Source organism: Streptomyces sp. NPDC000075 (assembly GCF_040301925.1).
Lineage (GTDB): Bacteria > Actinomycetota > Actinomycetes > Streptomycetales > Streptomycetaceae > Streptomyces > Streptomyces polychromogenes.
Window position 1 is genome coordinate 108,273 of the sequence record NZ_JBEPFL010000011.1, and the last position, 13,644, is coordinate 121,916.

At 74.9% G+C, this 13,644-nt stretch carries 12 protein-coding genes; 6 read left to right on the top strand and 6 right to left on the bottom strand.

The window, feature by feature from the left end:
- Positions 1-16 precede the first annotated feature (16 nt).
- Both ABT403_RS15565 and ABT403_RS15570 read left to right on the top strand, forming a co-directional pair.
- Positions 17-2,155 carry a xanthine dehydrogenase family protein molybdopterin-binding subunit gene (locus ABT403_RS15565; RefSeq protein ID WP_344152678.1) on the top strand — a complete coding sequence of 713 codons (2,139 nt, stop codon included), beginning with the start codon at positions 17-19 and terminating at the stop codon, positions 2,153-2,155.
- A 61-nt stretch (positions 2,156-2,216) separates the two neighbouring features.
- Complete coding sequence (locus tag ABT403_RS15570) at positions 2,217-2,420, top strand: hypothetical protein (protein ID WP_344152681.1); 204 nt, start codon at positions 2,217-2,219, stop codon at positions 2,418-2,420.
- A gap of 70 nt (positions 2,421-2,490) precedes the next feature.
- Here ABT403_RS15570 and ABT403_RS15575 read toward each other — a convergent pair whose 3' ends face one another.
- Entirely contained in the window at positions 2,491-3,012 is a 522-nt protein-coding gene (locus tag ABT403_RS15575; RefSeq protein ID WP_344152684.1) for a SixA phosphatase family protein, read from the bottom strand.
- Positions 3,013-3,195: 183 nt separating this feature from the next.
- Positions 3,196-3,447: a hypothetical protein gene (locus tag ABT403_RS15580; protein WP_344152687.1), complete on the bottom strand. Its 252-nt coding sequence runs from the start codon at positions 3,445-3,447 to the stop codon at positions 3,196-3,198.
- Between the two features lie 149 nt (positions 3,448-3,596).
- Between ABT403_RS15580 and ABT403_RS15585 the strand changes: the two genes are divergently transcribed.
- Together ABT403_RS15585 and ABT403_RS15590 are read left to right on the top strand one after the other, a co-directional pair.
- Entirely contained in the window at positions 3,597-4,004 is a 408-nt protein-coding gene (locus tag ABT403_RS15585; RefSeq protein WP_344152690.1) for a VOC family protein, read from the top strand.
- Positions 4,005-4,082: 78 nt separating this feature from the next.
- On the top strand, positions 4,083-5,174 hold the full coding sequence (locus tag ABT403_RS15590; RefSeq protein ID WP_344152693.1) for a polyprenyl synthetase family protein: 1,092 nt from the start codon (positions 4,083-4,085) through the stop codon (positions 5,172-5,174).
- Positions 5,175-5,480: 306 nt separating this feature from the next.
- On the opposite strand, the gene ABT403_RS15595 is transcribed toward ABT403_RS15590, so the two are convergent.
- The gene (locus tag ABT403_RS15595; RefSeq protein ID WP_344152696.1) at positions 5,481-6,320 is read right to left on the bottom strand and encodes a class II glutamine amidotransferase; all 840 of its coding nucleotides are present in this window, start codon (positions 6,318-6,320) and stop codon (positions 5,481-5,483) included.
- Positions 6,321-6,459: 139 nt separating this feature from the next.
- Here ABT403_RS15595 and ABT403_RS15600 point away from each other — a divergent pair, with 139 nt between their 5' ends.
- Both ABT403_RS15600 and ABT403_RS15605 read left to right on the top strand, forming a co-directional pair.
- Complete coding sequence (locus ABT403_RS15600) at positions 6,460-7,824, top strand: glycosyl hydrolase family 28-related protein (protein WP_344152699.1); 1,365 nt, start codon at positions 6,460-6,462, stop codon at positions 7,822-7,824.
- Between the two features lie 105 nt (positions 7,825-7,929).
- A complete protein-coding gene (locus ABT403_RS15605) occupies positions 7,930-8,268 on the top strand; it encodes a hypothetical protein (RefSeq protein ID WP_344152702.1) in 339 nt (112 codons plus the stop codon).
- 18 nt (positions 8,269-8,286) lie between these two features.
- On the opposite strand, the gene ABT403_RS15610 is transcribed toward ABT403_RS15605, so the two are convergent.
- The 3 genes from ABT403_RS15610 to ABT403_RS15620 all read right to left on the bottom strand — a co-directional run bounded on the left by ABT403_RS15610 (position 8,287) and on the right by ABT403_RS15620 (position 13,644).
- Positions 8,287-11,211 carry a tetratricopeptide repeat protein gene (locus ABT403_RS15610; RefSeq protein ID WP_344152705.1) on the bottom strand — a complete coding sequence of 975 codons (2,925 nt, stop codon included), beginning with the start codon at positions 11,209-11,211 and terminating at the stop codon, positions 8,287-8,289.
- Between the two features lie 196 nt (positions 11,212-11,407).
- Positions 11,408-12,730: an acyltransferase family protein gene (locus ABT403_RS15615; protein ID WP_344152708.1), complete on the bottom strand. Its 1,323-nt coding sequence runs from the start codon at positions 12,728-12,730 to the stop codon at positions 11,408-11,410.
- An 86-nt stretch (positions 12,731-12,816) separates the two neighbouring features.
- On the bottom strand, positions 12,817-13,644 hold the full coding sequence (locus tag ABT403_RS15620; protein ID WP_344152711.1) for an SGNH/GDSL hydrolase family protein: 828 nt from the start codon (positions 13,642-13,644) through the stop codon (positions 12,817-12,819).

Below are 13,644 nucleotides of genomic sequence, written 5' to 3' on the forward strand. Positions count from 1 at the left end.
CAGGAACAGGACCACGATGACCGCCACCTCCGCCCCCGTCGACACCACCACCGCGACCGCGCTCGGTGCCCCCGTCCCGCGGCGCGAAGGCCGGGAGAAGGTCACCGGCACCGCGCTGTACGCCGCCGAACGGCACCTGCCGCGACGGGCCTACGCCTGGCCGGTGCCCGCGACGATCGCCCGCGGCCGGATCACCGCCGTCGACACCGCGGCCGCCCTCGCCCTGCCCGGCGTGCTGGGCGTCCTCACCCCCTACGACGCACCGCGCCTGGGTCCCTCCGACGACCCCACCCTCCAGCTCCTCCAGGACCCGCGGGTACCGCACCGCGGCTGGTACGTGGCGCTCGCCGTCGCCGACACCCTGGAGGGGGCCCGCGCCGCCGCCGACGCGGTCCGCGTCAGCTACGAGGCCGAGCCCCACGACGTCGTCCTGCACGAGGAACACCCCGGCCTGTACACCCCGGAGGAGGTCAACGGCGGCTACCCCGCGCACCGCGAACACGGGGACCCGGACACGGCGTTCGCCGCCGCGCCCGTACGCGTCGACGCCCGCTACGCGGTGCCGCCCCTGCACAACCACGCCATGGAGCCGCACGCCGCCACCGCGGACTGGGACGCCGGGCGCGGCCACCTCACCGTGTACGACTCCTGCCAGGGCACCACGGTGGTCCGCACCGTCCTGGCCGGCCTGTTCCAACTGCCCGAGGACCGGATCACCGTCCTCGCCGAGCACGTGGGCGGCGGCTTCGGATCCAAAGGCACACCGCGCCCCCACGTCGTCCTCGCCGTCATGGCCACCCGGAACTACGGGCGCCCCGTCACCGTGGCCCTGCCCCGGCAGCACATGGCCGCCACCGTCGGCCACCGCGCGCCCACCCTGCACCGCGTCCGGCTCGGCGCCCGCCCCGACGGCACCCTCACCTCCCTCATCCACGAGGTCGCCACGCACACCTCGCGGGTACGCGAGTTCGTCGAACAGGCCGCCGTGCCCGCACGGGTGATGTACGCGGTCCCGGACAGCCGCACCACCCACCGCGTCACCGCGCTCGACGTGCCCACCCCCTCCTGGATGCGGGCCCCCGGCGAGACCCCCGGCATGTACGCCCTGGAGTCGGCCATGGACGAGCTGGCCGACGCCCTCGGCATGGACCCGGTCGAACTGCGCGTACGCAACGACGCGGCCACCGAGCCCGACAGCGGCCGCCCCTTCAGCAGCCGCCACCTGGTGGAGTGCCTGCGCGAGGGCGCGAGCCGCTTCGGCTGGACCGGCCGCCGGCCGCCCCTGCGCGAGGGGCCGCTCCTGATCGCCGGAGGCGTGGCCGGCGCCACCTACCCCGTCTACATCGCCCCGGCCGGCGCCCGCGCCCACGCCCGCCCCGACGGGAGCTACCTCGTCGAGGTCAACGCCACCGACATCGGCACCGGCGCCCGTACGGTCCTCTCCCAGATCGCCGCCGACGCCCTGCGCGTCCCGCTCGACGCCGTCGCGCTCTCCCTCGGGAACAGCGCGCTGCCCCCGGGCCCCGTGGCGGGCGGCTCCACCGGGACGGCGTCCTGGGGGTGGGCGGTGCACGACGCCTGCACCGCCCTGACCGACCGGCTGGCCCGCCACCACGGGCCGCTGCCCGACGGCGGCCTCTCCGCGTCCGCCGACACCACCCAGTCCGCGAAGCAGAAGTCCCCTTACGCGCGCCACGCCTTCGGCGCGCACTTCGCCGAGGTCCAGGCGGACACGGTCACCGGAGAGGTACGCGTACGCCGCCTGGTGGGCGTCTTCGCCGTCGGCCGCGTCCTCAACCCGCGCACCGCCCGCTCGCAGTTCATCGGCGGGATGGTGATGGGGCTGGGCATGGCGCTGACCGAACACGGCGGCCTCGACCCGGCGTTCGGCGACTTCGCGGAGCGCGACCTGGCCGCCTACCACGTGCCGGTGAACGCCGACGTGCCGGCCATCGAGGCCCACTGGATCGACGAGCACGACAAGCACCTCAACCCGATGGGCGGCAAGGGCATCGGGGAGATCGGCACCGTCGGCGCGGCGGCGGCCATCGGCAACGCCGTGAGCCGGGCGGTCGGCCGGCGCCTGCGCGAGCTCCCCCTGACCCCGGACCGGGTCCTGGCCGCCCTCGCCGACGAGCCGCCCCGGTCCGTGTGAGATCCGGCGGACGGGGCAGCCGAGGGAGGAGACCGGGAACGCCCGACCGAGGAGGACGAAGGTGACCGAGCACGAGAACCACCCCCAGAAGCACGTCAAGGGCACCCCTCCTTCGAAGGCCCCGGGGGAGAGCGGCGACCGCGAGGCCCGCGAGCAGGCGGAGGACGCCGTCATGCCCGGCGGCAAGGACGGCGAGGCGGGCGACGCCCTCACCCCGAACACCGACGCCCAGCGCCGCACGGCCCGCGACGGCCACCGGCACTGACGGAGACGGGGACTGGGAGGGGGGCTGGGACGGTGACGGGGACGGCGACGGGCACGGCCCACGGCCGGGTTCAGTCGTCGCCGGGCGCCCGGAAGGCGGCCAGGCGCGCCGCACCGGGCGCCAGCCCGTCCCAGCCCCCGTCCACCGTCAGCACGGCGATCGCACAGGTCGGGAACCCCGCCCGCAAGCGCTGCACGAGCTCCTGCGGCCCGTCGCCGCACAGGCGCGCGGCGAGCTCGTGGACGGCCGGATTGTGGCCCACCAGCGCCAGGCCGGCCACCGCGGCCGGGGTCTGCGTCACGGCGGACAGCAGACCGTCCGCGTCGGCCTCGTAGAGGCGGTCCTGGTAGAGGGTCGGCGGCGGCAGGCTCAGCCGGGGCAGCATGAGCTGCCAGGTCTGGCGGGTCCTGCGGGCCGGCGAACACAGCGCCAGGTCCACGGCGAAGCCGGACCGCTCCAGCCAGTCGCCCGCCTGGGGCGCGTCGTGGGAGCCGCGGTCGGCGAGCGCCCGGTCGAAGTCCTCGGTGACGTCCTTGGGCACCGCCTTGGCATGCCTGATCAGCACGATCCGGCGTTCACCCTGCTCCGGCACGGTCCCCACCTCCCGATCGGGGCGCTGAGCCGGTACGCGGGCGCGTGGATGGGGAGAGGGGTGCGCGCGCGTACCCGGGCCCGGCGTCCGAGAGGCCGCTCGCACTTCCGGCCGCCGTTCCCAGGATAGGTCCGACGCCCGGCCGAGGCGTGCCGACGCGTGCCGACGCAGCCGGCGCCGACGTCAGACCAGCCGCCGCCGTGAGAAGACGGCGCGCACCACGATCCGGAACGTGAACCACGCCCCCCGGGCCGCCCACCGCACGCCCCATGCCGCCGTCCGCGTCATCACCCGCCTCGTCACCCGCGTCGACACGCGCCGGGCGACGGCGCGGGGCGCCATCCGCCGCAGCAGCCGCCGGCGCCTCCTCCTTCCGCGCCGGCCCCGCCCGGCGAGGGCCTTCGCCGCCGGGACCTTCCGGCCGATGATGCTCATGAGGCGCCCCCTTTGTCCCGGTGTGCGCCGTGTGGTCCTTCTGCGCCGTCCCACGGATTCCAAACGCGGAACCGGCGGACGGCGCCGGACGTCACCACTCCCGGGATGACGCCATGTGTGCGCACGACGACACCGGGCACACGCGCTCCATGACCGTACCCAAGACGAGCGTCCTCGTACTGGACTGCGCGGAGCCCGAACCGCTGGCCCGCTTCTACGCCGCCCTGCTGGGCGCCCGGGTCGGCCCGGCCGGGGACGACGCCGGCCTCCTCCTCGTGGCCGGCCTCTCGGGCCCGCTGCTGGGCATCCGCCACGACCCCGACCGCGTACCGCCCAGCTGGCCGCCGCCCGAGGACCCCCAACAGCCCCACCTGCGGATACTGGTCGAGCCGGAGGCGCTCGACGAAGCGGAGCGCGAAGCCGTGGCGCTCGGAGCGCGCCCGGTGGAGGCGGCGGGCGGCGACTCCCGCCCCGGCAGCAGGACGACCCTGCGCCGCTACGCCGACCCGGCGGGCCACGCCTTCGTCCTGGCGGCCGCGCCCAGGCCGTCCGGCTGAACCACCGGCCCCGGGCCGCCGCCCGCCCGCACCGGAGGCGGCGGCGGGCGGTACGCGGGGACATGACAGGCTGGGCCGGTGAACGACGCCCTCACCGCCGCCTGGCGGCGCGCGGCCGGCCATCAGCGCCGGTTCGACGCCCGCTTCGCCGACTACCTCGATTCCCTGACCGACCCCGCGGGCGGCGGCCTGGAGATACCCGGGCGGGGCACGTTCCCCGCCCGCGCGCTCCAGCTGGTGCGCGAACTGTCGCTGCGCGGCGGCAAACGGCTGCGCGTGATCCTGCTCCATGAGGCCGCGGCCCTGGTCACCGATGAGAGCGTTCCCGGACTGGACGAGGCCGCCATCAGCATCGAGCTGCTGCAGACCCACGGCCTGATCCACGACGACATCATCGACGACGCACCCACGCGCCGCGACGGCCCCTCCACCTACTACGCCTACCGCCGGGACTTCCCGGACCGGCCCGACACCGCCCTCGCCCTGGCCGTCCTCGCCGGCGACCTGGCCGCCTTCCTCGCCGGCCGCGTCCTGCTCACCGCCACCCTGCCCCCCGACCGGGCCCTGGCCATGGCCGCCGTCCACGCCGACACGGCCGCCTCCACCGTGGCGGGACAACTCCTCGACCTGGAACGCGACTTCCACCCCGCGCCGGACACCGGGCTCCTGCACGAGGTCACCGAGTACAAGTCCACCCGCTACTCCATCCTCGCCCCGCTGCGCATGGGCCTGCTCGCCGCCGGCGCCGACCTCGCCCCGTACGACGCCGAACTGCGCCGCTACGCCACCGCCCTGGGCATCGCCAACCAGATCCACGACGACTGGCTCGACCTGTTCGGCGACCCGCAGGCGCTCGGCAAGCCGGTCGGCTCCGACATCCGTTCCGGCCGCCGCAGCTACGCCGTCCGCGCGCTCCTGGCGGTCTGCGACGGGAAGGAACGCGAGCTGGTGGACGAAGCCCTGGGAGACCCGGGCTGTGACGAGGACACCCTCGACCGCGTACGCGGCATCGCGCGGGCGCACGGCGTCGACCGGCGGCTACGGGCCGACGCCGACCACCACGCCCGCCGGGCCGCGTCCCAGACCGCCACGTGGCGCGAGCGCTGGCGCCCCGAGGCCGTCGCCTTCTTCGCGCACATGCCGGCCTGGAGCATCACCCGCGACCACTAGGCCGTCCGTCCCCGTTTAAGGCCGCCGATCAGGGAAACCCGCCTCCTATGGAACCCACGGAACCCACGGAACCCACGGAACCCATGGAACCCACGGAACCCACGGAACCCACGGAACCCATGGAACCTGCGGAGCCCACGGAAACTGCGGAGCCCCCGCCCCCCGTGCCGCGTGATCCGCCGAGGTCGCCGGGCAGGCCCGCCCCACCGGCCGGTCCGCCCCGCCCGGACGGGCCCGCACCGGACGGGCCCGTCCCCGCCCCGGAGCCCAAGCACCCCCGCCCGCCGGAGCCGCCCGACTGAGTGATCAGCCCGGTTCCGGGAGGAAGGGGAAGTAGTCCGGTTCCGCCCCGGACGGGATGACCGCGCAGCTGCCCTCGGGAAGCTCGTTCCACATCCCGGGCAGGTCGCCGAGCGGCTCGGAGACCACGATCCGGGTGTCGTCGGAGACCTCGTCGAGGTAGCCGAGGTCGGGGTGCAGGCGCCGGACGGTCTCGGCACGGCTGCTGTAGAAGAGCGACCGGGACGCGCCCTGACTGGAGTACCGGAAGGCCCAGACCCGCTGCCCGTCGGAGACCGCCACCGTCATCTGGAGCGGCTCCGGCACCCCGTGCTCCTTGCCGACCCGCTCCACGAACCCGGCCATTCTGGCGACCGCGCCCGGGACGTCCTGGTCGAGGCCGAAGGTGATCGCGAGATAGAACATCACCTCGGAGTCGGTGGACCCCTCGATGCACGAGAAGAGCGCCGGATCGACGGCCATGCACAGGTCCCGCTGCAAGCGGTGGAAATCGGCGATGGACCCGTTGTGCATCCACAGCCACCGGCCGTGGCGGAACGGGTGGCAGTTGGTCTGCTGCACGGCCGAACCCGTCGAGGCGCGCACGTGTGCGAAGAACAGCGGGGAACGGACGTGCGAGGCGAGCTCCCGCAGGTTGCGGTTGTTCCAGGCCGGCGCGGTGTCCCGGAAGACCGCCGGTGTCCCGTCCCCGTCCGTGCTGTACCAGCCGATGCCGAAGCCGTCGCCGTTGGTGGTCTCGACGCCCATCCGCGCGCGGAGACTCTGGTTGATCAGCGAGTGCTCAGGGCGGTAGAGGACGGCATCGAGCAGCAGGGGCGAACCCGAGTAAGCGAGCCAGCGGCACATCCGCACCATCCTCCGCTTCCCAGTGGGCAGCCACCGGAACCGTGATCTCCTCACCCCAGGGTAGTCCGTCGGCCCTCCCCCCGACGGGCGTCGCGATGGCAAGATCATCTCCGTCGTCCGTCATCACGAGGGGGAGACCATGACCGAACAGCGCAAGACGGCCCGCCGTGCCCTGCTGACGGGAGCCGTCGCCGGGCTCACCGGCACCGCCCTGGCAGCCGGCGGCGGTACGGCCGCCGCGGCGGCCACGGCCGCCGGAACGCCCGACTGGTTCGACGTCAAGGCCCACGGCGCGATCGGCGACGGCTCCGCCGACGACACCGCCGCCGTCCAGCGCGCCCTCGACGCCGCCGCCGCCGCGGGCGGCGGCACCGTCTACTTCCCCGTCGGGAAGTACCTCGTCAAGCCCGCGGCCGGCACCCCCGCACTTGCCGTCAAGGCCGACGGCATCCGCCTCGCCGGCGCCGGGGCGAAGGCGTCCATGCTGGTCAAGGGCGGCGACGGCATCCTGCTCCGGATGTCCGGCACGGGAGCGGCCTACTCCACCGGCGCCACCCACCGCCGCTACTGCTCCGTCGAGAACCTCGGCTTCAACGGCAACGGCAAGACGGGCCTGCTGCTGGAGCTCTACTACAACAACAACTCCTACTTCCGCGACGTCTTCATGACCTCGAACAAGGACATGTGCATCGACGCCGTGGAGTTCTGGGACTCCCGCTTCTACAACCTGGTCATCGAGGACTGCACCGGCACCACCGCCAGCACGACCCAGCCCAACATCTGGCTGCGCAACGCCTCCTCGGCCACCGAGGGCGCCTGGGGCCACAGCAAGGACAACATCAACCAGATCCACTTCACCGGCTGCCGCCTGGAGGCCTTCGGCACCGGCGCGCTGTGGATCGGCCAGGGCGCCGTCACCACCAACAACCCCAACGGCGTCTACCTCACCGACTGCAAGTTCGAGACCTCCCGCATGCAGGGCGGCCCGCACCTGAAGACCGACGCCGGGTGCCGGCACGTCTACGCCACCAACATCTACTGCTACGCCGGCGACTTCGCGGCGGGCACCCCGGCCACCGCCCGGAACATCATCAGCTGGGCGGCGAGCGCCAGCGCGCTGGAGAACGTGGTCATCGCCAACCGGGACAAGGCCACCGTCAACGCGGGCGTCGCCCTCTACTCGGGCCCCGGCTCCACCGCCGTGCTGCGCAACGTCGTCGGGCTCTACGCCACCGCGCCGACCGGCACCCACATCTACTACGAGCAGTCCTCCACCGGCGACTTCCGGGTGGAGAACAGCTACGGCAGCACCGGCGCCCAGGCGACCGGAACGATCCCCGTCAAGAACGCGCCGAACCCGCCGCTGCGGCTGGTGCCCGGCCCGGTCACCGACGCCTCCTTCACCCATCAGCCCCTCGACGGCACCATGGCCGTGGACTCCGCCAACAAGCGGCTCTACGTCCGCGTCGGCGGCCAGTGGCTCTGGTCGGCGCTCAACGCGTGACCGCCCGCTCCGGCCAGCGGCCCGCCGGTTCCTGAGTACGTGCCCCCAGGGGGCTGAGTAGCCGGACCCTGCCGCAGGCCCCGGCCGCCGGGGTTGGGTGGGGGCATGAACGCATCCGGTTCCCCTTCCCCCGCCCTCCCGGTGGCGCCGCCGCGCGACCGCGTCCGGTTCTGGGCGGTCCTGGCCGCCGCCCTGTTCCTGCCCGCCGCCGCGGGCGCCGGCATCCTGACGCTGGCGTCGGAGCGGGCGTCGCGGTGTGTCACGTACGGGGAGCCGTGCGCTTCCGGACTCCCGGGGTGGCTGTTCGGATGGGGCGCCGCACTCGGCGTCCTGGCGCTGGTCCTCGCGTTGGCCGCGCCGGCCGTGCGGGTCCGGCGGGCCGCGCTCGCCGTCCAGGTGTGCGCCGAGTGCGTCGCGCTGCTGGTGATCGTCAGCTACGCCTGACGTCACGGACGTGCCTGCTCAGAGGCCGGCCTTGCCGCCCCAGTAGGCGTGTTCGCGCAGGCTGGTGAGGGTGTCGGGATGGTCGGGGCCGAGTACGCGGGTGTGGTCCGCCAGCAGGTCGGAGTAGAGGGCGTGTGCCGTGGCGGGCCGTCCGGACCTGCCGGTCCAGCGGGCGAGTTTGTGCCGGCTCCACAGGGTCCTGCGGTGGTCGGCTCCGACGAGGCGGGTCAGCTCGGGGACGAGGGCTTCGAAGAGGGCGCGGGCCGCCTCCGGGAGCCCGGCCTCTCCGGTGAAGTGGGCCTGGTCGTGCCGGGTGTCGAGCGTGGCGGGGTCGTCGGGTTCGAGGATCCGCTCGAGGTCGGGCAGCAGGGCGTCGCACAGTTCGCGGGCGCGGGACGGGTCGCCGCAGCGGCCGGTCCAGCGCGCGAGCCCGGACCGGGCGGCCAGCGTCTCGGGATCGTCCACGCCCAGCCACCGCTCGTAGCGGGCGACCAGACCGGCGAAGAGGTCGCGCGCGGCGACCGGGTCCCCGGCTTCGCCGGTCCAGCGGGCGAGCTCGCGGTGGGCGTTCAGGGTCTCCACGTCGTCGGCGCCGAGGACCCGGGAGCAGTCGACCGCCAGACGGGCGTAGAGGTCGCGTGCGGCGGCCGCGTCACCGGTCTCACCCGTCTGGTGCGCGAGCCCCGTACGGGAGAAGAGGGTGTCGGGAGCGTCGGCTCCCAGGACGCGTTCGCGGTCCCGGACCAGGCGGACGTAGAGCTCGCGGGCGGTCGCCGGGTCGCCCGCCGAGGCGGTGTGATGGGCGTGGTTGTGGCGCGCGTTCATGGTGGCGGGATGCTCGGCGCCCTGGACGCGTTCGCGGTCGGCGACGAGTTCGGCGAAGAGGTCCCGCGCGGCCCGCGCCTCGCCCAGCTCCCCGACCCAGTACGCGTGGTCGTGCCGGGCGTCGAGGGTGGAGGGGTGGTCGGCGCCCCGGACGCGCCGGCGGTCGGTGATCAGGTCGGCGTAGAGGTCCCGCGCGCGGGCCGCGTCTCCGGCCTCACCCGTCCAGTGCGCGTGCTCGTGGCGAGTTTTGAGTGTGAGGGGGTGGTCGGGACCGTCGACGCGTGCGCGGTCGCCGATGAGACCGGCGTAGAGGTCGCGGGCGGCGTCCGCGTCCCCGGCCTCACCCGTCCAGTCCGCGTGGTCACGGCGTGCCTTGAGGGTGGCGGGGTGGTCGGCGCCGTGGACGCCCGCGCAGTCGGCGACGAGGTCGGCGTGGAGGTCGCGGGCGGTGTCCGCGTCCCCGGCCTGACCCGTCCAGTGCGCGTGGTCGTGCCGGGCGGCGAGGGTGTCGGGGGCGTCGGGGCCGTGGAGGCGTTCGAGGTCGGTGAGCAGGGCGGCGTAGAGGTCGCGGGCCGGGCCGGCCTCCCCGGCCTTGCCCGCCCAGTGGGCGTGGTCGTGCCGGGTGTCGAGGGTGTCAGGGGCGTCGGGTCCCAGCACGCGTGCGCGGTCGGTGACCAGGGCGGCGTGGAGGTCGCGGGCGGCGGCCGCGTCCCCGGCCCTGCCCGTCCAGTCCGCGTGGGCGTGGCGGGTCCTGAGGGTGTCGGGGTGGTCGGGACCCTGCACGCGTACGCGGTCGGCGATCAGGGCGGCGTGGAGGTCGCGGGCGGCGTCCCGGTGTCCGGCCCGGCCCGTCCACTCGGCGAGGGCGTACCGCGTGTCGAGGGTTTCGGGATGGTCGGGTCCCAGGGTGGTGGTCTCGTCCCGCAGGATCCCGGTGTACAGGTCGCGGGTGGCCGCGGCGTCCCCGCTCTCCCCGGTCCAGTAGGCGTGGTCGTACCGGCTGGCGAGGGTGTCCGGGTAGGTGGGGCCCAGCAGCCGGGTGGAGGCGCGTACGAGCGCGCCGTACGCGGCCGCGGTCGCGGCCGCGTCACCCTGCTCCTCGGCTTCCTTGGCGGCGGCGCGCAGCTGTTCGAGACTGCGGCCGTCCTCGGCGTCGTGGCCGTTGGCGGTGGCGGTGGCGGCGTTGTCCGGGACGGCCCCGGGTGGGGCCGCGCCGAGGCCCGTCTCGGTGCTGATGCGGGCGATGGTGTCGTCGTCGGTGTCGTTGACGGCGCTGACGCGGGCCAGGACGGCGTCGATGTCGTCGCCTTCGGGATCGCGCGGTACGCCCTGCGCGCCGGCCCGGGGCCCTCCGGCCGGGGCCGCCGGTACCGCGAGCGCACCGCCCGCCGGCGCGCCCGGCCCCCGCAGCCGGTCCAGCTCGTCGGTCAGTTCGTCGATCCGTTCCTGGAGCCGGGACGACAGGGCTTCGGCCTGCCGCTTCTTCGCGTCGGCCCGCTCCAGCTCCTCCTCGGCCTTCGCCTGCTGCGCCAGGGCCCTGTTGAGGCGTTCGTCGACCGCGACGGCCCGCGTGGCGTCCGGCCCCTCCCTGAGCCGGTCGCGTTCGGTGGTGAGGGCGGTGACGCGTTCGCGCAGCCTGTAGATCATCCCCAGCAGCACCATGATCAGCTTCGCGGAGTTGTCGGCGGCCTGCCGCAGCTCGCCCTGCTGCTCCAGCGACCGGGTCAGCCGGTCGTAGGTCTCGATCTGCCGCGCCTGCGCCGCGGTGAGGTCCGCGCCGCCGTGGGCCGTCCGCGGCCCGGGCACCGTCCCGGCGGTGCGCGGCGGATGCACCGCGTCCCGCAGCAACCCGGCCGCCTCCTCCTGCCGCCGCTCGCGCAACTGCGGCGGGACGGTGGCCCTGACGAGCGCGGAGACGAACGCGTGCGGTGGGACCTTCCCGGCCAGATAGGTGCTGACCTGGGACTTGGAGAAGTTCACCTCACCGGCCAGGACCGCCAGCGTCTTCCCGGACTCGTCCACCCGGGCCCGCAGGAACTCCGCCAGTCTCCCCGCCTGCGTGTTCTCGGGCCGGATCGGCCCCCAAGGCCGCCCCCCGGCAACGCCCCTGCCCGCCATCCCGCGCCCCCTCGCCCGGTCCCCGCCGCCCGCCCCGTTCCGGACGGCCGCCTCTGCGTCCGGAACTTACCCGCGTCGCCCCGCCCGGGTGGTGCGGAAGCCCCAAGTCCCCATGAGGGGATGGACGGGGACGCTGCGGCACGGGCCCGTCCCGGCGGTCAGCCCGGGCCGTGAGCCGCGTCAGGGGGCGGCGACCTCAATGAGTCCCTCCGGCCGTGAGCCGGTCGACGTCGACCGTGCCCGCGCCGAGTTGCGGCCGGGGGAGGAGGGCCCACAGGGCGGTGAGGAGGACGAGGGCCGCCAGGAGGGCCACCGCTCCGGCCCGGCCGTGCGCCCAGCGGGAGCGGAAGCGGACGGGGTCCTCCACCAGGCGCGCGGAGAGCAGGGCGGCGGTGAGGGAGACGGCGAGTATCACGGCGGTGCGGGCCCAGCCAGTCAGGCCCAGCCGCTCCTCGCTCAGCAGCAGGAACACCGGCCAGTGCCACAGGTAGAGGCTGTACGAGATCCTGCCGAGGCCGCGCAGCGGCGGCGCCGACAGGGCCCGGGCGAGCGGGCCGTGCGGGGTGCGCGCGACGCAGGCGATGAGCAGGGCCGCGGCCAGGGCGTGCAGGAAGAGGCCGCCCTGGAACAGGCCGGGGGAGCCCTGCCCGTCGGCGGTGGACCAGTACGCCGCGAGGGCGGCCGCGAGGACCGGGCTCCACCACTTCCGCGCCCGCTCGCCGAGCCGGCCGATGAGCCGCGCGGCGGGTTCCGTGGCCATCAGGGAGCCCAGGAGGAGGGAGAAGGCGCGGGTGTCGGTTCCCTCGTAGACGCGGGTGGTGTCGACCGGGTCGACGAGCGTGACCATCAGGACGAGGGAGAGGAGCGCCCCCGCAGCGGCCGTCGCCGCGACCAGACGCTCGCCCCGGACCCGGCCGGCGCGCACCAGTACGACGACCAGCAGCGGCCAGAGCAGGTAGAACTGCTCCTCGACGGCGATGCTCCACAGATGGCCGAAGACCTGCGTGCCGGACGCCTTCCAGTATCCGGCCTGGCCGGTGATGAAGTGCCAGTTGGCGAGGTTGGCCATCGCCCAGAGCGTGTCGTCGAGGGCCTGGCGCCGCAGCGGCGGCGTGCCGAAGGCGGTGACCAGCAGCAGCGTTCCGCCGATCATGACGGTGAGCGCGGGTGCCAGACGGCGCGCCCGCCGTCCCCAGAAGGCGGCCAGGCGGATCCGGCCGCCGCCCTCCCGGGCCTCTCTCAGCAGCAGCCCGGTGATCAGGAAGCCGGACAGCACGAAGAAGAGGTCGACCCCCAGGAAGCCGCCGCCGAAGTGGCCGGCGTGGAAGAGCAGCACGCCCAGGACCGCCGCGCCGCGCAGTCCGTCGAGGGCCGTGATGTGGCCCGGGGCGCCGCCCGGTTGCGGCCCGCCGCCCGGTGCCGCCGCGCGGGCGGGGCCCCGGCGGCGGTGCGAGCGCGGCGCCGGACCGGACGCAGGGGAGGCCGGGGCGGCGGGGGAGGTGGGGGAGGGGACGGTCATGGTGCTCCTAGGGAGCACGCGGCGGCACACGGCCCGTCGGGCGGGGTGCCGCCGCGTGCGGGGGACGGACGGGGCGACAGGGGCGGCTACGCGCAGCCGAGCGGGCCGTAGACCTTGTCGGCGGTCCACGTTCCGGTGGCCCACTGGTCGGGCGCGGCGGCGGCGAACCCGTACCGCTTGTTCAGCTCCTTGCCGAACCAGGCGGCGAACGCCGCCGAACCCTGCTGGCAGGAGTGGATGCCGTCCTTGCTGCGCAGCGCCCCGGCCGCCGCGCCGTCGGTGCCCCACAGCGCGGACGCGTCGAGGAAGCCGACGGACTGCGGGTGCTTCTCGGCGACCTCACGGGCGGAGCGCGGGGCCGTCTTGATGGCCGCCTCGTGCGGCTTGTAGAAGTCGTCGAGCTTGAACGGCGGGGCGGAGACGATCAGGAGGTCGGCGCCGGCCTCGGTGACCGTCTTGACCAGGCGCTCGTACCCGGCACGCTGTTCGTCGGCGGATCCCCAGTCGTAGGTGGTGATCTGGTAGGCGACGACGTCGGGCTTGAACTCCGCCAGCTTCTTCGGCAGGTCTTCCCAGGTGGGGGCCGCCATCTCACCGATCACCCCGCCGCCTCCCGCCGCGGCCATCGAGGCGAAGCCGGCCCCGCCCGCCTTCATGGCGGCGCCGAGCGCCGGCGCCTCGGCCTCGCCGATGGAGTCGCCCATCCACAGCAGCCGCTGCGGCTTCGCGTCGCCGCGGCCGTCACTCGGCCCGCCGGCGCCGCCCTTGTCCGCGGTGGCCCCGCCGCCCGGCCCGCAGGCGGTGAGGCCGAGGCCGAGGACGACGGCGGAGACGGTGGCGGTGGCGGTGGCGGTGGCGGTGGCGAAAAGGAAGCGGCCGGTACGGGTGTTCTTCATGGAACGTGCATTGCTCAT